This is a genomic window from Brucella cytisi (genome assembly GCF_038433355.1).
Lineage (GTDB): Bacteria > Pseudomonadota > Alphaproteobacteria > Rhizobiales > Rhizobiaceae > Brucella > Brucella cytisi.
In genome coordinates, this window is the sequence record NZ_JBCAUP010000019.1 from 1 (window position 1) to 20357 (window position 20357).

Sequence of the window (20357 nt, forward strand, 5' to 3'; positions counted from 1 at the left end):
AAGAACACAAATCAAATCATCTTCTCAAATATATACAAAACACCCATGGCGCGGGGTGGAGCAGCCCGGTAGCTCGTCAGGCTCATAACCTGAAGGCCGCAGGTTCAAATCCTGCCCCCGCAACCAAATTCCCACAAAAATACACAAAATCGCTCAATCATATCCGATGTTCGTATCGTTGCGAGCTGGCTCCGGCTTCTCGCAGAAGACCGTTCGACCTAATATCGATGCACGGAAGCGAGTTCTATACGGACGCACCGCAGCGCGCTCATAACCCCAAGGGTGGGCAGCAAAAGGAACCGTTCCTGCGAAACAATCCCCCGACATACGCAACCAGGCATCAGCCAAAAACCAAATCAAAACCCGCCGTAACGCGGGCTTTTTTTTGACCAAAACCGCCTGGGGCAGCTGCAAAACTTCCCCGTCCCGACCATAACGACAAACTGACCTGTTTAAGCTATCAAACAGCCTCGTTATCAAAGGAAGACAATCGTGAACCTCGATCGCTCCGCGCTGGCTGATCTCAACATATTCGTGACAATCGTACGCCGCAAAAGCATGAAACTGGCCGCTATCGAGCTCGGCGTAACAACCTCCGCTATCAGTCATCGTATGAAAAATCGAATGTGTCCGGTAGCCTGGCTCCAAATACCCACTAAGTGAGTGACTTATTCATATTGATACCGGTCACATGAAATCCCGTTGCATCATAAACATGCCTGGCACGCACATTGTCAGCGGCAACGCGGAGCTTGATTTGCTGAAAGCCTTGACGCTTTAAGTCGACCTCCAGGGTTGTTAAGGCCAGCTTGCCGTATCCCTTCCCCTGGAAAGAGGGAAAGATGTAAAAGTCCATAATGAATGCTACCTGTTTCGCTGGATCCCGTTTGTACCAGAGATAGCCGAGAAGCTTTTCCGGACTGCAGGCAGGGTCGATCAAACACAGCAAGATCTGGTCAGTCGTATTGACACCGTCAGGCAAGTCCGAAGCCATTTCTCGTTTTACCTGATCAAGAGCGGCTACATCGGAAAGACGATAAATTGATGCAACCTCCGCTGCGTAGTCAGGAATGAAATAGCCGAGATAAGTCGGGAACTCATCCTCTCGCATAGGTCTTAGTTGGAGCATGAAGGATTCCTTTCGTCGTACAGACGGGGATCGTGTCACGCCCCGTGCCCTTGCAGGTGAAGCTTGTGAAACAATAACCTAACCAGCCTATCGTTTGTGTAGCCTTGACGGAGCGTGAACGGTATGCGGTCCATCGGTTGAACAGGAACTTTACGTCTCTGGCTCGACTTCCGCCACAAGCGGAGCATTGGGAGCAAGCGCGTTGCTCGATGGGGCGGCTTCTGTCGATTGCGATACACAAGCTGCTTCCCCTTGAAGTTCGTGGGCGTCGATATGCATCGATGAGTTCTTTTTCCATCCGCCGTGAAAATAAAGGACCGTCGCCATCAGCAGGGTTGATACCATTGCAGCTGGGAAACTCAGCCAGAGCGCATCGGAACCAAACTGTTCACGCAGACCAACGGCGACACCGAGACGCACCGGGTACATGGATACGAAGAGAATGATGAGCGGCCAGATAACCTGGCCGTTTGCTCTTACAGTTCCGAAAAGAACCATCGATACGCCGAAGGCGATGAAGCCCCAGGTCGCGATCTGCCCGATGTGCTGGCCAATCGCGATTGCCGGACTGTCCGCGCCGAGAAATATCTGCATGGCCTGTCGATCCGCGAGAAGCAGCAGCACAACCAGGGCTCCCGTCATCAGTACTGCATAAATCGCCCCTATACGCGTTATCGAACTCACGCGGTCCCATTTTCCCGCACCGATATTCTGGGCAGCCATAGCGCTGACAGCAGCGCCAAGTGCCATGGCGGGCATCTGCACATAAGTCCAGAGCTGCTGCGTAGCGCCGAAGGCGGCTGTCGTATCGACCCCCTCCTGATTGACCAGCCGCATCATGGTCAGCATCGAACTCGAAACAACGATCATCTGGACGCCCATTGGCAGTCCTTTGGTGAAGATCAGCCGCAGTAATTCCCGGTCCGGAACTAGAAGCCATAATTCCTCGCCGCGCAGGCGCAGAGGCAGATCACGGTAGTAGATATAATAAAGCATCGCTGCGAGGCTTATGTAATTGGCGGCAGCCGTCGCCAAGGCAGACCCTGCGATACCTAGTGCGGGCAACGGCCCCCAGCCCAGAATGAAAAGGGGATTGAGCGCTATATCCAAAAGAACGGCCATTCCCATGAATATGAGCGGGGTCATGGCGTCGCCGCTGCCGCGCAATGCCATCATCAATGTCGTCTGCATCAGAATCGCAGGCATGGCGAGGAACGTAACTTGCAGAAACGCGCGCGCCAGCGGTTCAATTGCTTCAGGCGTTCCGAGCAGATCCAACACCTTTGGGGCCAGTAGCCAGCCGATGATGGCGACGACAATGCTAAGCGGCACGAAAGTACCAACCGTGGTGCCCGCTATTGCGCGCGCTGTCTCGACATCACGCCGCCCGAATGCCTGTCCGATCAGGATCGTCGATGCCATGCCGAAACCGAAGACAAAGGCGGTTAGCAGAAACATGACCAGGTTGCCGTTTGTCGTAGCAGCAAGTGCATTCTCGCCCAGCAACTGGCCGATCCAGATCGTATCGATCGAACCGTTGGCCGATTGCAATATGGAAGAGCCAAGCGTCGGCAACGCAAAAAGCAGCAAAGCCTGATTGATCGGGGCTGTTGTCAGGTCGATGCCTTGTTTCATGAGACCTCGTCATCGGAATGTTTTGTTGTGAAAGAATTGCCTAAATGAAACTGAATGTTCGTCCCCGTTACCGGAAACCTAATGGTTGTACTCCGGAGTGATGTTGGCAGTTTGCACACCACACGTAAAGTCACGGAAAAGAGTATCGGATGTGACGCAAAGCGATGGTACGACCGTTTTATGCCATTCCCACTAATCAAAAGATTGCTAATATGGTCATGAAAGCATGGAGGGGCTCTATCCATGAAAGGTCTGGCAAATAAGGCATTGCAAGATGCCGATAAGAATGAGGGTGATCTACATCCTGCTCACGCGGGGTGTCAGCCATCACAACTGAACCCGGGCGACCACGCCTGTGCAGGCGAAGAGCAGCTCAATTGGCTCATCGCAATGATTAATCACGTGCCAGATTTCATCTATGCCAAGGACCTGCAGGGTCGGTTCCTGTTTGCCAATGATGCTGTGGTTCGCAACAACGGACTGTCGGACATCAGAGATCTGGTCGGACTGACCGACTTTGAAATTCATGGTGAAGCTGCGATCACTGCTCGCATTTCCGAAATCGAAAAGCAGGTCATGGAAAGCGGCCAGCCGGATCTCGGTTATGAAGAACGCGCCATGCGCGGCGGAGCTGATCGCTGGCTCATGATCTCGCGCGTGCCTTTGCGTGATAGAAGCGGCAATATTATCGGCGTTGTGGGTGTGTCTCGTGATATTTCCATCAAGAAAAGGGCTGAACGCTTCATACAGGTTCAGGCCCGTATTCTGGAAATGACGGTAAGCGCGGTTGCCATACCGGAATTTGTCGATCAGCTGGCACATTTGCTGGAAGATATTACAACTGGTGCTCACTGTGTTGCCATGGTTACCGGGGAAACGACTGACGAAGTCGTCATATCCGCGCCTTCGCTGCCTCAACTGGTGACTGGTTTGAGAGGTGGGCTTGAATCGATTTCGGCCGCGAGTCTCGAAGTGGTGTTGAGGACATTGCTTCCAGACAGCCAAACCATATTCTGCATCGAGATTCCGTCTGCGGACGCTGAGGGGCACGGTTTTCTAGGCTTGGTGGCCGATGTTGACGCTTCGAAAGACCTTGATCTCAGGGAGTTTTTCACTACTGCAGCGAGGCTGACCGGCATTGCCATAGACAGGCGCATTGCCGATGAGCGCATCCGCTATCTGGCCGAACACGATACGCTGACGGGACTGGCGAACAGGGCCTTCCTGGAGCGAAGGCTCGACGAGATTCTCCAACAGGCAGCTTCCCGATCTCGGAGGGTGGCTGTTGGCTTTCTCGATCTGGATCAGTTCAAACCGGTCAACGATACGCTCGGCCATGCAGCGGGAGACAAGCTCCTGCAACGGATTGCCGGACGAATTTCGGTGCTCCTGCGCGACGGTGAACTAGCCGGTCGCATGGGAGGCGATGAATTCATTCTGGTTTTGCAGGCGGATGAAGGTGATTTTTGCTCCCGGCTGGACGAAATCAGGCGGAAGATCAGCGAGCCGGTCGAACTGGACGGGGCATGTCTGGAAGTCACCTGCAGTATCGGCGTCGCCTGTTTCCCAAGACATGGCGGTGCGGCGGGGGAACTCTTGGCGGCTGCGGATGCGGCCATGTATGATGCCAAGGCGAAAGGGCGCAATGGCCTCAGTGTCTATTCCGGCGAAATGTTGCGCGGGCCCACTACAGGCGGGAGTGGCCAGTCATAGTTGTTGCATGATGTTCAACTCAGCTTGGCTTTGACGAACACGTCATAGCGCGTGCTTTTGCCGAGTATCTGGTGGGAAGGTTTGCGCAATCCGACCATTGGGCCGGCACGCAGGGGCCATTTCAGCACCACGCGGTTCTGCGCGGCTTCCAGCGCCACTTGCATCAGTCTTTCGGCATCCGGATCTGTGCCGACGATCTCGCGGATTTGCCGCATTTCCTTTTTGACGAGCGCACTGTTACCGCGTGGAGGGTGCATCGGGTCAACCAGTACGACCTGTGGCTTCAGATCCGGCAGGAGCAGGCTGGAATCACCCAGCAGAAGCGTCATGCGTGCGACAGTCTCGGCATAGCGACCGCCTTCTTCAGCAGCGCGCGCCAGCCCTTCGGCGAGAAGAGCGTGCATCTTTTCGGAACGCTCGATCAAAGTTACCTTTGCACCCAGCGATGCCAGCAGAAATGCGTCGCGTCCGAGCCCCGCTGTCGCATCCACGATTTCCGGCGTGGCATCGCGTGTCAGACCTGCGGCCTTGGCGAGTGCCTGTCCGCGTCCTTCGCCGGAGCGAAACCGGTGGCCGACAGCGCCTCCGACGAAATCAACGACCAGTTCCGATGTATCGATTTTCTGCGACATGGATGCTCTCAGAAGGGGCAGGGCGCGGTAAAGGTCACGGAACGACCATCGGGATGCTGGAAAGACAATTCTTCCGCGTGCAGAAGAAGGCGATCTGCAGCAGCCAGCGCTTCACCTTCGGCATAGAATTCGTCGCCAAGGATCACGTGGCCGAGCGCTTTCATATGTACACGCAGCTGGTGCGTGCGCCCTGTGAGGGGATGAAGCCGCAGACGCGTTGTGTTCTCGTCCCGATCCAGAACCCGCCAGCGAGTTTGTGCTGGTTTGCCATTTTCACGATCGACACGATGACGCGGTTTGTTGTCGGGGTCTATGGCCAGAGGCAGGTCGATCAGCCCTTCGTCATCTTCAACAAGCCCCCAGACCGCTGCAACGTAGGATTTTTGCGTCGTCCGCGCTTCAAACTGCGAGGCGATGGCAGCATGTGCCTTGCGGTTGAGCGACATCAGCACAAGGCCCGACGTGTCCTTGTCGAGACGATTGATCATCTGGGCTTGCGGAAACTGTTCCTGAACGCGTGTTGCGAGACTGTCCGACAATGCAGGGTGACGCCCCGGTACGGATAAGAGGCCGCTCGGCTTATCCAGCACGAGAAAGCCCGCATCGCGATGAAGGATCGAGAGGTAGGGTTCCAGCGGTGGATGGTAGACGGGAGTAACGGCGGATAACACAGTCATGATACGCTTCTAGCATGGTTTACGTGTTGCGGAGAAGCGGGCCTTTGTTGACAGCAAGTTCGGGTCGCTTTACCGTATATAAAGATGCTCTAAAATACGTTTTTTTCTTTTTATTTTCATGGTGATACGATGATGACCCGCCGCCAAACCTTGTTGGGTGCTGCCGCTGCTGCCGTTGCTATGTCTACGCAGTCACAGAGAGGGCAGGCTAAAGGTCAATCGGCTCGTTCTGCCGGTTTCTGGTATCCGGAAGAAACAGAGCCGCATGAACGCACTTTCATGCAATGGCCGGTGAATCCGGCGGTCTATGACGATCCTGATTTTCTGGATGACATTCAGAAAACGATCGCGAAAATCGCCAACACCATTGCTGAATTCGAGCCGGTCGTGATGCTGGCGGCGGCACAGCACCACCGCGCAGTTCGCAAGCTGGTGTCGCGGAATGTGGAATTATGGGACATTCCAACCGATGATTTGTGGTGCCGTGATTCCGGTCCCTCCTTTGTCGTGGATGGCAAGGGTGGTCTCGCCGTCACGCAGTTTAACTTCAATGGTTGGGGCAACAAGCAGACCCATGGGGCAGACGGTCAGATCGCCGCGCGGATAGCCGAACGGATGGGGGTGCAGGTTTTCGACACCGGGCTGGTGGGGGAAGCGGGTGGTGTTGAAACCGACGGCCATGGCACGCTGATCGCTCATGAAAGCACCTTCGTCAATGGCAATCGCAATCGGGGCAGCAAAGCTGAAATCGAGAAGATGCTGCTGGATACGATGGGCGCTCGCAAGATGATCTGGGCGCCCGGAATCATTGGTGCCGATATCACCGATTATCATATCGATGCGCTTGCCCGTTTTGTTAAGCCGGGACAGTTGGTAATCCAGATGGGAGATAAGATCGATCCCGACGATCCCTGGTCGGCTGCTGCCTTCGAAACGCACGACATTCTGGCTGCAGCCACCGATGCCGAGGGTCGCAAACTCGATATGGTTATTCTGCCGGAGCCTTATAATATCCGCTCGAAAAGCCACGATTTCGTGTCTTCCTATGTCAATTACTACGTTTGTAACGGCGCGGTGATAGCTGCCGAGTTCGGGGATCGTAAAGCCGATGAACGGGCTGCTGCTATTCTTGCCAAACTGTATCCCGGTCGGGAGATTGTTACATTGAATATCGATCCGGTGGGTGAGGTTGGCGGTGGTATCCATTGTGCTACCCATGAGCAACCCAAGGTCTGAACATGTGGAACTGGTTGCGGCGTAATACTGAACCGTTAGCCGCTCTGGGCGGGATTGCTACAGCCTTTGCCGCGCTCTCGGCGCTGGTTATCATTCCCTATCAGGTCGGTCAGGCCGATCTCATTCAGCGCGACCAGACAGCGCGCGAAATATATCGCGAGTTTCTGAATCTGACGGTACAAAAGCCCGAGCTGGCCCAGGCCGACTATTGTGCGCTGAGAGGCACGACGCAGCTCACGGCCTATGGGGCATATGTCGAATATCTGCTTTATACATCTGAACAGATGATCGAAACCTCGCCTGACTGGCGTGCGCCTATGGCCGGATATTTGAATGATCACATGGAATATCTGTGCGATCCCGAGGGGCTGGGCGCACGTGATGGCGTGGCTGGTCTGCTGGCGCAGGCTGGACTGGTCTGCAAGCCCGAGAATACCTGTCAGGAAGACACACAACCTTGAAGTGATATGGCGGAGAGGGTGGGATTCGAACCCACGGTGGAGTTACCCCCACGCCGCATTTCGAGTGCGGTACTTTCGACCACTCAGCCACCTCTCCGCATTGTGCACTACGGTAAAACGATCTATAAAAATCGCGCCGTTGAAAAGCATCTAAAGCGAATGCTAAGTGTGTAGCGGCTCATTAACGAGCCAGAGGCAATTAGACAAGACCTAATTTGCATTCCGTTGTGAAAATTCTTGACTTTTCTGCCGCTTCACACCTATAAGCACCAAACCTTAGGCGTGGGATAGTCCGCGCCTATTGTTTTGATTGCAGATTTCGGACTTTTCCGGGCTGCGATCAGGGGCCAAAAGCCCGCTCATCAACCGACTGATAAAAAGACGGCCCATCACTTCGACGCCAATGTCGTGGAAATGAGAGCCGGACCGAACAACCGAAAGGACAACAAATGTTCGCAGTCATCAAGACCGGTGGCAAGCAGTATCGCGTTGCCGCAAACGACCTCATCAAGGTCGAAAAAGTTGCTGGCGAAGCCGGTGACATCGTAGAATTCGCAGAAGTTCTGATGGTCGGCTCGACCATTGGCGCCCCGACCGTCGCCGGTGCTATTGTCACCGCCGAAGTCGTCGAACAGGGCCGTGCCCGCAAGGTCATCGCGTTCAAGAAGCGTCGTCGTCAGAATTCGAAGCGCACCCGCGGTCATCGTCAGGAACTGACGACCATCCGTATCTCGGAGATCCTCACCGACGGCGCAAAGCCTTCCAAGAAGGCCGCCGAGAAGAAGGCTCCGAAGGCAGCGCCTAAGAAGGCAGCAGCCAAGGCCGAGTCGGCTGAGTAAGTAGAGAGATTAAAGGAGAACACCAATGGCACACAAAAAAGCTGGCGGTTCCTCGCGTAACGGTCGCGATTCAGAATCCAAACGCCTTGGCGTGAAGAAGTTCGGCGGCGAAGCTGTGCTCGCCGGCAACATCATCGTGCGCCAACGCGGCACGAAGTGGCATCCGGGCGCCAATGTTGGCCTCGGCAAGGACCACACGATTTTTGCAACCACGAACGGTTCAGTATCTTTCCGTACGAAAGCCAACGGCCGCACGTACGTATCGGTAGACCCGATCGCGGAAGCAGCAGAGTAAGCCGGGCACTCTCTAAAGCACCGGCGTCCCATCGGACCCGGTGCAAATGGCAGCCTAGCCAAAAGATCGAAGGGAAGATGGGGCCACCATCTTCCCTTTTTGCATCTGGAGGAACGAAAAATGGTTGTCGAAGTTCTGGAAGAAGATTGTTACGACGCAAGCAGTAGCGAAAGAAGAGACAGTTACACGGATCTGTCGCCCGGATTGGCTCCCGATACGAGCGCTGATCTGGCCCCCGATCTGGCTTATGAATTAGACTGTCCTGTCCTCGTCACTGAAAGGCTGGTCCTGCGCCCGCCGCATGTCGAAGACGTGGATGCGATTTCCTATCTTGCCAATAACGCCCGCGTCTCCGGTATGCTTGCCCGCATGCCGCATCCATACACGCGTGAAAATGCGGTCGATTTTGTCGAGCGCGTGCGAAAAGGCGAGATGGGCAATTGCATCTACGCTATCACGCAAGCGGAAACCGGCATCTTTATGGGCTGCTGCGGCATTCATGCGCATAAGCATGGCGAGGGGCTGGAAATCGGGTACTGGCTGGGTGAGCCCTATTGGGGGCACGGCTTTGCCACCGAAGCTGCTCACGCCCTGATCGATCTGGCTTTCCGTGCAACTGCCATCGAGCGGCTGCATGTCTCGTGCCGGGCCAGCAATGGCGGCTCCCGCCGGGTGATCCACAAGTGCGGATTCCAGTTCAGCAGCATGGGCATGGCGGATTCGCTTGCCGCAGGCAATGTGCCGGTCGAGCGCTATGTCCTCGATCGTCGCACCTGGATCGGGCTGAGAAGCTGGCAGTCATAACAAAGGGTCCTGCGCGCCAAACCTTATAGGCCGCAGGACCAATAATAACGGGGAATGAGATGATGGATACTCATGCAATCGCACGCGAGAAGATCGTGGTGCGTGCGCTCGAAAAGGGCGATCTGCATCGCTATCGAGCCATAAGATTAAGCGCTTTGCAGCGTGCGCCAATGGCCTTCGGTTCGAGTTTCGAAGAAGAGAATGCCTATTCGGACAGCGTGTTCGCACGTCGTCTGGAGCAGGTGGACGGTAATGTGGTTTTCGGTGCCTTCGACGGTGAAAACCTGCTGGGAACGGCTGGCCTTTTCCGCCACGACCGCAAGTCCGAGCGCCATCGCGGCACGCTCTGGGGTGTCTATGTGGCCCCCGAAGCGCGCGGGCTGGACTTGGGCAAGGCTCTCGTCAGCAAGGTCATCGACCATGCCGCAAAGCAGGTCGTCGTTCTGGATGCCAAGGTGGTGGCCACGAATGAAGCCGCCAAGCGCGTCTATTATGCGCTCGGTTTCAAGACTTTCGGTGTCGAACCCAAGTCACTTTACGTGCAGGGCCAGTATCTGGATCAGGAATTGATCTATATCGATTTCACCGATCCGGTCTGGAAAGACAAACTCGGATGAAATCTGGCCTCCTCGACTGTTTGCAGGAGGCCGCTTTTGCTGTAATTGCAACACACCACATGCGGGCACAGGCCCGCATGTAACAATATTCAGGGCGTCTGCCGCCCAAAAGCCCGCCAGAGTGCGGGCATCCAAGAAGGTTACGTTCAGATGAAGTTTCTCGATCAGGCAAAGATCTACATCCGCTCCGGCAATGGCGGTGCGGGGGCGGTTTCGTTCCGCCGCGAGAAATTTCTCGAATTCGGCGGTCCCGATGGCGGTGATGGTGGACGCGGCGGCGATGTCTGGGTGGAGGCTGTAAACGGCCTCAACACGCTGATCGACTATCGCTATCAGCAGCATTTCCGGGCCAAGACCGGCATGCATGGCATGGGCCGCAATATGACCGGCGGTAAGGGCGACGACGTTATTCTCAAAGTGCCGGTCGGCACGCAGATCTTTGAGGAAGACGACGAAACGCTGATCTGCGACATCACCGAAATCGGCCAGCGCTACCGGCTGGCCAAGGGCGGCAATGGCGGCTTCGGCAATCTGCATTTCACGACCTCGACCAATCGCGCGCCGCGCCGCGCCAATCCCGGACAGGAAGGCATCGAGCGCACCATCTGGCTGCGCCTGAAGTTGATCGCCGATGCTGGTCTGGTCGGTCTGCCCAATGCCGGAAAGTCCACCTTCCTTGCAAGTGTGACAGCTGCCAAGCCGAAGATTGCCGACTATCCATTCACCACGCTGCATCCCAATCTGGGCGTCGCCCGCGTGGATGGCCGCGAATTCGTCATCGCCGATATTCCGGGCTTGATCGAAGGTGCGAGTGAAGGCGTCGGCCTTGGCGACCGTTTCCTCGGCCATGTCGAGCGCACGCGCGTTCTGCTGCATCTGGTTTCGGCGCAGGAAGAAGATGTCGCCAAGGCCTATCAGGTCATTCGTGGTGAGCTTGAGGCCTATGAACACGGGCTTGCCGACAAGCCGGAAATCGTTGCGCTGTCGCAGATCGATACGCTCGATCCTGAAGCGCGCAAGGCCAAGGTCAAGGCGCTGAAAAAGGCATGTGGGCGCGACCCGCTGCTGCTTTCAGCCGTCAGCCATGAAGGTCTGAACGATGCTCTGCGCCAGCTCGCAAGCGTCATCGACCAGAGCCGCGCCGCAGAGGCCGGTACGGCGGAAGCCGAAGAATAAGACGACAGGGCGCGGCGAGGGGGAATGAAAGCATGCTGAAGCAACTGAAAAACTATCGCCGCATCGTTGTTAAAATCGGGTCCGCCCTTCTGGTGGATCGAGCAGCCGGTCTCAAGCGGGACTGGCTGGAAAGCCTCGGGCAGGACATTGCCGCTCTGCATCATGCAGGCGTCGAAGTGCTGGTGGTTTCTTCCGGTGCTATTGCTCTTGGACGCACCGTTCTGGGGCTGCCGAAGAAGGCGCTGAAGCTTGAGGAAAGTCAGGCGGCCGCCGCCGCAGGCCAGATCGCGCTCGCCAAGGCCTATGCCGATGTGCTTGGCGGTCATTCCATCCGTTCAGGCCAGATTCTCGTCACGCTGTCCGACACCGAGGAGCGCCGCCGCTATCTCAACGCGCGCGCGACCATCGAGACGCTGTTGAAGCTGAAGGCCGTGCCGGTCATCAATGAGAACGATACGGTGGCGACCACCGAAATCCGTTATGGTGACAATGATCGTCTGGCTGCCCGCGTGGCGACCATGATGGGCGCGGACCTGCTTGTCCTGCTGTCGGATATTGACGGGCTTTATACGGCCCCGCCACACAAGAACCCGGACGCCGAGTTTCTGCCGCTGGTCGAAACCATCACCCCGCAGATCGAGGCCATGGCGGGAGCGGCGGCGTCGGAACTGTCGCGCGGGGGCATGAAGACGAAGCTCGACGCGGGCAAGATCGCCAATGCGGCAGGGACCGCGATGATCATCACATCGGGCACGCGTTTCGGCCCGCTTTCAGCAATCGATCGCGGTGAACGCGCGACACTGTTTGAACCGGCGCGTGCGCCGGTAAATGCCTGGAAAACCTGGATTTCCGGCAATCTTGAACCGGCTGGCCGTTTGACGGTGGATGCCGGTGCGGCCAGGGCACTGAAATCCGGAAAGTCGCTTTTGCCCGCAGGCGTCAGGGAAATCGACGGCCAGTTCGAGCGCGGTGATACGGTCGCGGTGCTGAACGAGGACGGACGCGAAATCGCGCGCGGACTGATCGCTTATGATGCCGAGGATGCGCGCAAGATCGCAGGCCATAAAAGCGATGAGATCAGTGAAATTCTTGGCTATGATGCTCGCGCGGCGATGATCCACCGCAACGATCTGGTTGTGCGTGCTGCCAGCAATGCAGAAGTCGCATAGGGGAGATGGGATGCTGACCAAGGCAGAAACGGTAAACGATATTGCTGCAGTCATGGCGGAAGTGGGCCGCAAGGCGCGCGCTGCCGCAGCCCCTCTTTCCATCGCCACCACTGAACAGAAGAACGGGGCGCTGATTGCTGCCGCCGATGCGATGCTTGAAGCGCGTGGCGATATTCTTGAAGCCAACAAGCTTGATTTGGCCAATGCGGAAAAGAGCGGCATGGCAGCATCCTTCGTTGACCGGCTGACGCTCGATGACAGCCGGATCAATGCGATTGCCGACGGTATCCGCGCTATCGCAGCCCTGCCTGATCCGGTGGGCGAAGTGATTGCTGAATGGGATCGTCCGAACGGGCTCCATATCGAGCGCGTGCGCACGCCGCTCGGAGTGATCGGCGTCATTTATGAAAGCCGCCCCAATGTGACTGCGGATGCCGGCGCGCTGTGCCTCAAGGCAGGCAATGCCGTTATCCTGCGTGGCGGCTCGGATTCGGCGCATTCATCGGCTGCTATTCATAAGGCGCTGGTCAGGGGACTCGAAGCAGCCAGCCTGCCAGCCGATGCGATCCAGATCGTGCCAGTGACCGACCGTGCCGCTGTTGGTGAAATGCTGAAAGGTCTGGACGGTGCGATTGATGTGATCGTGCCGCGTGGTGGAAAAAGCCTTGTTGCGCGCGTTCAGTCAGAAGCGCGGGTGCCGGTCTTCGCGCATCTGGAAGGCATCTGCCATCTTTATATCGACAAGTCCGCCGATCTCGACATGGCCCGCAAGATTGCGGTCGATGCCAAGATGCGGCGCACCGGCATTTGCGGTGCGGCGGAAACGCTTCTGGTTGATCGTGCCGCAGCTGCGATGCATCTGGCGCCGATCCTCGAAGACTTGGCTGCCAAGGGTTGTGAAATTCGCGGGAGTGCGGACGTGCTGGCGCTCTATCCGGCAGCAAAGCCTGCCACCGAAGAGGACTGGTCGACCGAATATCTCGACGCGATCATTTCCGTTGCGCTGGTTGACGGTATTTCGGGCGCGATTGAGCATATCAACCGCTATTCCTCGCACCATACGGAAGCTGTCGTGGCTGAGGATGCGGCAGCGGTTGCGCGCTTCTTCAACGAGATCGACTCGGCCATTCTCCTGCACAATGCCTCGACGCAATTTGCCGATGGCGGCGAGTTCGGCATGGGCGCGGAAATCGGCATTGCCACCGGCAAGATGCATGCGCGTGGACCGGTCGGCGTGGAGCAACTGACCTCGTTCAAATATCGCGTTCGCGGTGACGGTCAGATCCGTGGTTAGGTTCGAATGAAATTCGGCTTCGGGCTTTCCGCATTGAGGGAACAATATCCTGGTGTCGATGCGCATTATCTGCGCATGCCTTATGTCGAGAAGGGCATGGCGGTCGGGCTGTTTGGCGGCTCGTTCAACCCGCCGCATGGCGGGCACGCGCTGGTGGCGGAAATCGCAATCCGGCGGCTCAAGCTCGACCAGCTCTGGTGGATGGTGACGCCCGGCAATCCGCTGAAGGACAGTCGCGAACTGGCGCCGCTTGCCGACCGATTGAAGCTGAGCGAGGAAATCGCATCTGATCCGCGCATCAAGGTGACGGCGCTCGAGGCAGCCTTCAATGTGCGGTATACGGCGGATACGCTGGCGCTTATCCGCGATGCCAATCCCGGTGTCCATTTCGTCTGGGTGATGGGGGCGGACAATCTTGCCTCCTTCCATCGCTGGCAGCGCTGGCGCGAGATCGCGCAGAATTTTCCGATTGCGGTTATCGACCGGCCGGGTTCGACGCTGGCCTATCTGTCGTCACGCATGGCGCAGACATTCTCCGACAGTCGCGTCGATGAACAATATGCGCCGATGCTGGCGCGTCGCACACCTCCGGCCTGGACCTTCATCCATGGACCGCGTTCGTCGCTCTCATCCAGCGCGATCCGCAAATCCCGTACATGATCTTGATGCTTTCATGACGATTTCGACAAGATATATGCAAAACGGGCGAATAAACTGAAAAAGTGAACGGTTTGGAAAAGCCGATAGTCTTGAAACAAAACAGGGACTCTGCCTATTTTAGGGAGTGTGGTGCTTATAACTGCCACACGGCGTTGTTCTGCTGAGAAAGGGAATACACTGAGAACAGCAATTGAGAAGAAGGCTCATCACGCGCCTTCAACGGTCAGGATGGACGAGTCCAATCTCGTGTCCCAGACCTTCGACGCGGCCTTGGCCAGTCTCGAAAACTCCAAGGCAGAATCCATCATCCCCATCGACATTCGCGGAAGATCAACGATCGGCGATTATATGATCGTCGCGTCGGGCCGTTCGCATCGTCATGTGACGGCGGTTGCCGACCATCTCCTGCAGGCTCTGCGTGAAGCAGGCTGCAAGGATATACGGGTCGAAGGTCTCGAGAGTGGCGATTGGGTTCTCATCGACACCGGCGACATCATCGTCCATGTCTTCCGACCGGAAGTCCGTGACTTCTACAATCTCGAGAAGATCTGGCTCGACGAGGGTTTCGACGCGTTCGACACCGAACGTGCGCCGGGATTGGTGCATTAGAGCATTTTCGAGCCAAAACTGCGAAGCGGTTTTGCGTTGGATAATGCGCGAAAAAAGAAGATTAAAGCGCGATCCGCTTTAATTCGATGAATTGAGAGCGTCATGCGTGTGAGTGTTTTTGCCGTGGGCCGGATGAAAGCCGGCCCCGAACGGGAACTGGTCGAGCGCTATTTCGACCGATTTTCGAAAGCTGGACCGCCATTGGGGCTTGAATTCGCCGGTGTGAGCGAAATTCCCGAAAGCCGGGGCCAGACGGCAGAGTTGCGCAAGGCCGAAGAAGCCCAGCGCATTCATGAAGCTCTCGATAATGGAGCTGCCTTGATCCTTCTCGACGAGCGCGGCAAGGCGCTCGGATCTGAAGCTTTTGCGGATCGCATCGGGCGGATGCGGGACGACGGCAAGCGTCATCTCATCGTCGCCATTGGCGGGCCGGACGGTCACGATCCGGCATTGCGATCACGCGCTGATCTCGTTCTGGCGCTGGGCGAATTGACGTGGCCGCACCAGATCGCCCGCATCCTGATTGCCGAGCAGCTTTACCGCGCCGCCACTATTCTGGCAGGCCACCCTTATCACAGGTCCTGATATGGGGGCTGGTTGTAGACTGCGCCCCTCAGTGTGAAACTCTTGCCGCTTTCGGGAATGAGAACGGTAAGGCCATCTGCTGCTTGCCGGGTGATCTCCAGACCGGCCTTAGCAAGAGTTTCAACGATGAAGGCGCGGTCGGAACGCTTTGCCGCTACGATATGCTTGCAAATATAGGTATGGACATAGCCGCGCCCTTCGCGCCAATCCTCCGTCATCGTCTTCAGTGCTTTTGCATTCATGACGACCGGTTTATCGTGCGAAGGCCGGTTTAACCAGCGATCTGTTATCGGCGGTATTTATGGTTGATGGTTCGTTAACGGGTTCAGTCTAGTTTCGGCTCTGAATTTGGCCTTGTTTCGTCCTGATAGAACACGCATGAGTCCTGAACGCCTTTTCAAAAGACCACGATTGCTTGCTTTCACGCAGGCTGGCCTCGTTTTGGCTGGCCTCGTTTTGGCTGGCTTGTTCGGCTGCGCGCCGTCGGTTCTTGCGCAGGAAGCCTTGCAGCAGCAGCGTGATCAGGCGGCGAGCGAATATGAAAAGCTCAGCAGCGAACTCACCGTCACCGGCGACAAGCTGAAACAGCTTGAAGATGAGGTGGCCGGGCTCAAGAAGGACCAGACCACCATCACCGCAGCGCTGATCCAGTCGGCCAAGACCGACAAGAAGCTGCAGCAGGATATTGCCGATATTGCCGACAAGCTTACCGCGCTGCGCGAGCAGGAAGATGGCATTCGCTCGTCGCTGCGCGCACGGCGCGGCGTTCTGGCGGAAGTGCTGGCCGCATTGCAGCGCATGGGGCTGAACCCGCCGCCTGCCATTCTGGTGCGGCCTGACGATGCTCTGGCTTCAGTGCGCAGCGCCGTGCTTCTTGGTGCTGTCGTGCCTGAAATGCGTGAGCAGGTGGAAGAGCTGACCGGCGACCTGAAGGATATGCAGCGGGTCACTGCCTCCATCCGGCAAGAGCAGGATAAGCTGAAGGCGACGCGCACGGTTCAGGCCGAAGAGCAGAAACGGCAATCACTTCTTCTTGAGGAGAAGAAGAAATTGCAGTCGCAGTCGGAACAGGAAATCGATGCGCAGCGCCAGCGTTCGGAAGAATTGGCGGCCAAGGCAGGCAGCCTGAAAGACCTTATCGACGGGCTCGACAAGCAGATGGCGGGCGTGCGCGATGCAGCCGAATCCGCTCGAAAGGCCGAGGCGGATCGCCTTGCCGCAGCAAGGGAAAAAGCCGGAGAAGCAACGCCAAACGACAATCATCTGCGAGCCCAGATTGATTTTGCTTCGCTACAAGGCAAGCTCGCTTTGCCTGCAGCTGGCAAGACGATGCGCCGCTTCGGCGAGAAGGACGGTGTCGGCGGCAGCATGATGGGGCAGGTCGTTGAAACCTTGCCTTCTGCCACGATTACGTCACCTTCCGATGGCGTGATACTTTACGCAGGCACATTCCGTTCTTACGGGCAGCTCTTGATACTCGACGCGGGCAATGGATATCATGTCGTCATGGCTGGCATGGGTCGAATCGACGTATCGCAAGGCCAGTTTGTACTTGCGGGAGAGCCGGTCGGCGCGATGGGAGAAAAACTTCTGGCAAGTGTTGCACCGATAGAGGTGGGCAATGGTGCGCCATTGCTTTACATTGAATTTCGAAAGGATGGAAAACCCGTCGATCCTGCCCCTTGGTGGACCGAACGGCTTTCTGGAAGGACGTGAAAATGATACGTAAACTATCGCTGCTGTTCGCCGGGGCCCTTCTGGGGGCGTCAGCCATGGTGATGGTCCAGGGCGCGCCGGCTTCCACTGCTTTTGCGGCAGGGAAAGATAGCGATGTCTACAAGGAACTGGCCCTTTTTGGTGATATTTTCGAACGGGTGCGCGCGCAATATGTGACGCCGCCGGACGACAAGAAGCTGACCGAAAGCGCGATCAACGGCATGTTGACCTCGCTCGATCCCCATTCCTCCTATCTCAACCCGGAAGCCGCGCAGGACATGCGCGTGCAGACCAAGGGTGAGTTTGGCGGTCTTGGCATCGAAGTGACGATGGACAACGATCTCGTGAAGGTCATCGCTCCGATTGACGATACGCCCGCTTCCAAGGCTGGTGTGCTGGCAGGCGATCTCATCACCAAGATTGACGGGCAGGAAGTTCGCGGTCTTTCGCTGACCGATGCGGTCGACAAGATGCGCGGTGAAATCGGTTCGTCTATCGAGCTGACCATCCAGCGCCAGGGCGTCGACAAGCCGATCACGCTGAAGATCGCACGCGCTGTCATCAAGGTGAAGGCCGTTCGCTATCGCGTCGAGAACGATATCGGCTATCTGCGCGTCATCTCGTTCACCGAACAGACATCCGAAGACCTCAAGAAGGCGATCAAGGATATTCAGGACAAGATTCCGGCCGAAAAGCTCAAGGGCTTTGTGCTGGATCTTCGCCTCAATCCGGGTGGTCTGCTCGATCAGGCTGTGGCTGTTTCCGACGCCTTCCTCGACAAGGGTGAAGTCGTCTCGACTCGTGGTCGCGATCCGCAGGATGTTACCCGCTTCGATGCACGCAAGGGCGACCTGACCGACGGCAAGCCGGTCATCGTTCTCATCAATGGCGGTTCGGCCAGCGCGTCGGAAATCGTTGCCGGTGCATTGCAGGATCATCGCCGCGCCACGGTGCTCGGCACGCAGTCCTTCGGCAAGGGTTCGGTGCAGACGATCATTCCGCTTGGTGAAAACGGCTCGCTGCGTCTGACTACGGCGCTTTATTATACGCCGTCGGGCACGTCGATTCAGGGCAAGGGCATCACGCCTGACATCAAGGTCGACCAGCCTTTGCCGCCGGAACTGAAGGGTGAGGACGTCGTTCGCGGCGAATCCGAACTCAAGGGCCACATCAAGGGCAATGCCGAGGATGACAATGGCTCTGGTTCGTCGGCTTATGTCCCGGCTGATCCGAAGGACGACATCCAGCTCAACGAAGCCTTCAAGCTCCTGCGTGGTGAGGTGGCCAATGCCGCATTCCCGCCGGATCCGAAGAAGGGTGTGTTGAACTGATCGCTCCATGCTGGATCTGAACAGCCCGTTAGGACTGGATAAGAAACCGCAAAAGCGCGGGGGCTCACGCTCCCGCGCTTTTCGTTCGTTCGTGACAGGCCTTGTCATTTTAGGCGGGCTTTGCCTTGCCGGGGGCGCGGTGTTCGCCATCTGGCAAGGCAATCAGGCAGCTTTTCGCAAAACTGAAACCGCCGCCGTGGACCCGACGCAAGTCGAAGTGCCAGTCGCCAACAAGACTGAAGCGAAGCCCGTAACCGGCAATACACCGCCGCCCGGCAGTGCGCTGCGCGGGGCAAGCGGTCAGCCGGGGCCTGCCATCATGAAGGTCACGCCGGACATGCCGCCCGGTATGCCAGGTGCTGCCACCGGTATGGCAGAGGGTAATGTGGTTGTGGTGCAGAACACGCATCAATCCGGACAGGATAAGCGTGTCGCCCATCTGCCGGAACAGGCGCTGGTCGAGCAAAGCCCCACCGGCCCGCTGCCGGTACGCGGGGCGGACGGTCTGCGCCCCATGGATGCCTATGCAGCCGCATGGTCCGGCGCGCGGGGCGCGCGGATTGCGCTTGTCATCGGCGGACTTGGGCTGTCACAGACCGGCAGCATGGAGGCAGTCGACAAGCTTCCGCCGGAAGTCACGCTCGGATTTGCGCCGCAGGGCAACAGTTTGCAGCGCTGGATGCAGGCGGCCCGGCAAAACGGTCATGAACTTGTGCTGCAATTGCCGATGGAGCCTTTCGACTATCCGCGCGTCAATCCCGGTCGCAATACGCTGACGGTGGATGATGGTGCCAGCAAGAACCAGGCTTCCTTGCTGTGGGCGCTGTCGCGGATGACCAATTATGCCGGTGTGATGAATTATATGGGCGCGCGTTTTACATCCGAGACCGAAGCCTTCTCGCCGGTGCTGGGCGAGATCGGAAAGCGCGGCCTGTATTATCTCGATGACGGCACCTCGGCGCGCAGTCAGGCTGACCGGATTGCAGGAAGCGATGTGGTGCCTTTCGCGGCGGCGGATATTCTGATCGATGCGGCGCAGGAGCGCGGCGCGATCCTCGACCGCCTTGACGAGCTGGAACGGACTGCGCGTGCCAATGGCAGCGCCATCGGCACCGGCTCGGCCTTTGCGGTGACCGTCGATGCAGTTGCCGAATGGGCCAATGAGGTCAAGAAGCGCGGCATTGAAATCGTGCCGGTCTCGGCGCTGGTCCGCGACCCCGAACGGCAGTAATTTGCATATCATGGAGAGTGTCATGTCGAAGCACAAAGGTCCCGTCGATCCCGAAAGCTTGCCTTACCGCCCCTGTGTTGGGCTTATGGTGCTGAACAAATCCGGTCTGGTCTGGTCTGGCCGTCGTATCGTCATTCCGGGCGACGAGATGGATGGCGCGACCCAGCTCTGGCAGATGCCGCAGGGTGGGATCGACAAGGGCGAGGAGCCGCTCGAGGCGGCTATCCGCGAACTTTATGAGGAAACCGGCATGAAGTCGGTATCGCTGCTCGAAGAAGCGTCGGAGTGGATCAATTACGACCTGCCGCCGCATCTGGTTGGTTTGGCACTCAAGGGCAAGTATCGCGGCCAGACGCAGAAGTGGTTTGCTTATCGTTTCGAAGGCGACGAGAGTGAAATCGCCATCAACCCGCCGCCCGGCGGACACACTGCCGAGTTCGACTGCTGGGAATGGAAGCCGATGGTCGAGCTGCCGGAACTGATCGTTCCCTTCAAGCGCAAGGTTTACGAGGAAGTCGTCGCGGCTTTCAGGCATCTGGTAGCCTGAT

22 protein-coding genes, 2 tRNA genes and 1 pseudogene are annotated in these 20357 nt (G+C 57.4%); 19 read left to right on the plus strand and 6 right to left on the minus strand.

Annotation, left to right across the window (positions count from 1 at the left end):
* Nucleotides 1-49: 49 nt before the first annotated feature.
* Together AAE521_RS17650 and AAE521_RS17655 are read left to right on the plus strand one after the other, a co-directional pair.
* Nucleotides 50-126, plus strand: a tRNA-Met gene (locus tag AAE521_RS17650).
* 366 nt (nt 127-492) lie between these two features.
* Nucleotides 493-663 carry a helix-turn-helix domain-containing protein gene (locus tag AAE521_RS17655; protein WP_268875495.1) on the plus strand — a complete coding sequence of 57 codons (171 nt, stop codon included), beginning with the start codon at nt 493-495 and terminating at the stop codon, nt 661-663.
* Here AAE521_RS17655 and AAE521_RS17660 read toward each other — a convergent pair.
* Nucleotides 656-1129, minus strand: coding sequence for a GNAT family N-acetyltransferase (locus tag AAE521_RS17660; RefSeq protein WP_071634091.1), 474 nt, complete (start codon nt 1127-1129; stop codon nt 656-658). The two genes, AAE521_RS17655 and AAE521_RS17660, sit on opposite strands and share 8 nt — an antisense overlap.
* Before the next feature lie 150 nt (nt 1130-1279).
* Complete coding sequence (locus AAE521_RS17665) at nt 1280-2764, minus strand: MATE family efflux transporter (protein WP_342062048.1); 1485 nt, start codon at nt 2762-2764, stop codon at nt 1280-1282.
* Nucleotides 2765-3007: 243 nt separating this feature from the next.
* On the opposite strand from AAE521_RS17665, the gene AAE521_RS17670 reads away from it, so the two are divergent.
* A complete protein-coding gene (locus tag AAE521_RS17670) occupies nt 3008-4477 on the plus strand; it encodes a diguanylate cyclase domain-containing protein (protein WP_342062049.1) in 1470 nt (489 codons plus the stop codon).
* A gap of 14 nt (nt 4478-4491) precedes the next feature.
* Here AAE521_RS17670 and AAE521_RS17675 read toward each other — a convergent pair whose 3' ends face one another.
* Together AAE521_RS17675 and AAE521_RS17680 are read right to left on the minus strand one after the other, a co-directional pair.
* The gene (locus AAE521_RS17675) at nt 4492-5109 is read right to left on the minus strand and encodes a class I SAM-dependent methyltransferase (RefSeq protein WP_342062050.1); all 618 of its coding nucleotides are present in this window, start codon (nt 5107-5109) and stop codon (nt 4492-4494) included.
* A gap of 8 nt (nt 5110-5117) precedes the next feature.
* Entirely contained in the window at nt 5118-5786 is a 669-nt protein-coding gene (locus tag AAE521_RS17680; protein ID WP_342062051.1) for a pseudouridine synthase, read from the minus strand.
* Nucleotides 5787-5915: 129 nt separating this feature from the next.
* On the opposite strand from AAE521_RS17680, the gene AAE521_RS17685 reads away from it, so the two are divergent.
* Complete coding sequence (locus AAE521_RS17685) at nt 5916-7022, plus strand: agmatine deiminase family protein (RefSeq protein ID WP_342062052.1); 1107 nt, start codon at nt 5916-5918, stop codon at nt 7020-7022.
* 14 nt (nt 7023-7036) lie between these two features.
* Nucleotides 7037-7483, plus strand: coding sequence for a hypothetical protein (locus AAE521_RS17690; RefSeq protein WP_235817735.1), 447 nt, complete (start codon nt 7037-7039; stop codon nt 7481-7483).
* 7 nt (nt 7484-7490) lie between these two features.
* Here AAE521_RS17690 and AAE521_RS17695 read toward each other — a convergent pair.
* Nucleotides 7491-7580: transfer RNA gene (locus AAE521_RS17695), tRNA-Ser, on the minus strand.
* Nucleotides 7581-7932: 352 nt separating this feature from the next.
* On the opposite strand from AAE521_RS17695, the gene rplU reads away from it, so the two are divergent.
* The 10 genes from rplU to rlmH all read left to right on the plus strand — a co-directional run bounded on the left by rplU (nt 7933) and on the right by rlmH (nt 15531).
* Entirely contained in the window at nt 7933-8322 is a 390-nt protein-coding gene (gene rplU / locus AAE521_RS17700) for a 50S ribosomal protein L21 (protein WP_010661521.1), read from the plus strand.
* Between the two features lie 25 nt (nt 8323-8347).
* On the plus strand, nt 8348-8617 hold the full coding sequence (rpmA, locus tag AAE521_RS17705; protein ID WP_010661520.1) for a 50S ribosomal protein L27: 270 nt from the start codon (nt 8348-8350) through the stop codon (nt 8615-8617).
* A gap of 120 nt (nt 8618-8737) precedes the next feature.
* The gene (locus AAE521_RS17710) at nt 8738-9421 is read left to right on the plus strand and encodes a GNAT family N-acetyltransferase (protein WP_342062053.1); all 684 of its coding nucleotides are present in this window, start codon (nt 8738-8740) and stop codon (nt 9419-9421) included.
* A gap of 59 nt (nt 9422-9480) precedes the next feature.
* Nucleotides 9481-10038 (plus strand): GNAT family N-acetyltransferase, encoded by a 558-nt coding sequence (locus AAE521_RS17715; protein WP_012091221.1) that lies wholly within the window; start codon nt 9481-9483, stop codon nt 10036-10038.
* Between the two features lie 150 nt (nt 10039-10188).
* Nucleotides 10189-11214 (plus strand): GTPase ObgE, encoded by a 1026-nt coding sequence (gene obgE / locus AAE521_RS17720; RefSeq protein WP_012091222.1) that lies wholly within the window; start codon nt 10189-10191, stop codon nt 11212-11214.
* Between the two features lie 32 nt (nt 11215-11246).
* A complete protein-coding gene (gene proB, locus AAE521_RS17725) occupies nt 11247-12383 on the plus strand; it encodes a glutamate 5-kinase (protein WP_071634109.1) in 1137 nt (378 codons plus the stop codon).
* Nucleotides 12384-12393: 10 nt separating this feature from the next.
* Nucleotides 12394-13677, plus strand: coding sequence for a glutamate-5-semialdehyde dehydrogenase (locus AAE521_RS17730; protein WP_342062054.1), 1284 nt, complete (start codon nt 12394-12396; stop codon nt 13675-13677).
* A gap of 6 nt (nt 13678-13683) precedes the next feature.
* The gene (locus AAE521_RS17735; RefSeq protein ID WP_010661514.1) at nt 13684-14337 is read left to right on the plus strand and encodes a nicotinate-nucleotide adenylyltransferase; all 654 of its coding nucleotides are present in this window, start codon (nt 13684-13686) and stop codon (nt 14335-14337) included.
* A 228-nt stretch (nt 14338-14565) separates the two neighbouring features.
* Complete coding sequence (gene rsfS / locus AAE521_RS17740) at nt 14566-14946, plus strand: ribosome silencing factor (protein ID WP_010661513.1); 381 nt, start codon at nt 14566-14568, stop codon at nt 14944-14946.
* Between the two features lie 102 nt (nt 14947-15048).
* Nucleotides 15049-15531, plus strand: a complete 483-nt coding sequence (gene rlmH / locus AAE521_RS17745) for a 23S rRNA (pseudouridine(1915)-N(3))-methyltransferase RlmH (RefSeq protein WP_071634112.1) — start codon at nt 15049-15051, stop codon at nt 15529-15531.
* Here the strand turns inward: rlmH and AAE521_RS17750 are convergent.
* The gene (locus tag AAE521_RS17750) at nt 15519-15773 is read right to left on the minus strand and encodes a hypothetical protein (RefSeq protein WP_342062055.1); all 255 of its coding nucleotides are present in this window, start codon (nt 15771-15773) and stop codon (nt 15519-15521) included. The genes rlmH and AAE521_RS17750 overlap by 13 nt on opposite strands.
* Nucleotides 15774-15909: 136 nt before the next feature.
* Between AAE521_RS17750 and AAE521_RS17755 the strand changes: the two are divergent.
* The 4 genes and pseudogenes from AAE521_RS17755 (at nt 15910) to AAE521_RS17770 (ending at nt 20356) form a co-directional block, all read left to right on the plus strand.
* Nucleotides 15910-17260: pseudogene (locus tag AAE521_RS17755) on the plus strand (murein hydrolase activator EnvC family protein).
* On the plus strand, nt 17250-18578 hold the full coding sequence (locus AAE521_RS17760; protein ID WP_071634115.1) for a S41 family peptidase: 1329 nt from the start codon (nt 17250-17252) through the stop codon (nt 18576-18578). Before AAE521_RS17755 ends, AAE521_RS17760 begins: the two are co-directional and overlap by 11 nt.
* A gap of 7 nt (nt 18579-18585) precedes the next feature.
* Nucleotides 18586-19809: a divergent polysaccharide deacetylase family protein gene (locus tag AAE521_RS17765; RefSeq protein WP_342062057.1), complete on the plus strand. Its 1224-nt coding sequence runs from the start codon at nt 18586-18588 to the stop codon at nt 19807-19809.
* 22 nt (nt 19810-19831) lie between these two features.
* Nucleotides 19832-20356 carry an RNA pyrophosphohydrolase gene (locus AAE521_RS17770; RefSeq protein WP_071634117.1) on the plus strand — a complete coding sequence of 175 codons (525 nt, stop codon included), beginning with the start codon at nt 19832-19834 and terminating at the stop codon, nt 20354-20356.
* Nucleotide 20357: the final 1 nt, after the last annotated feature.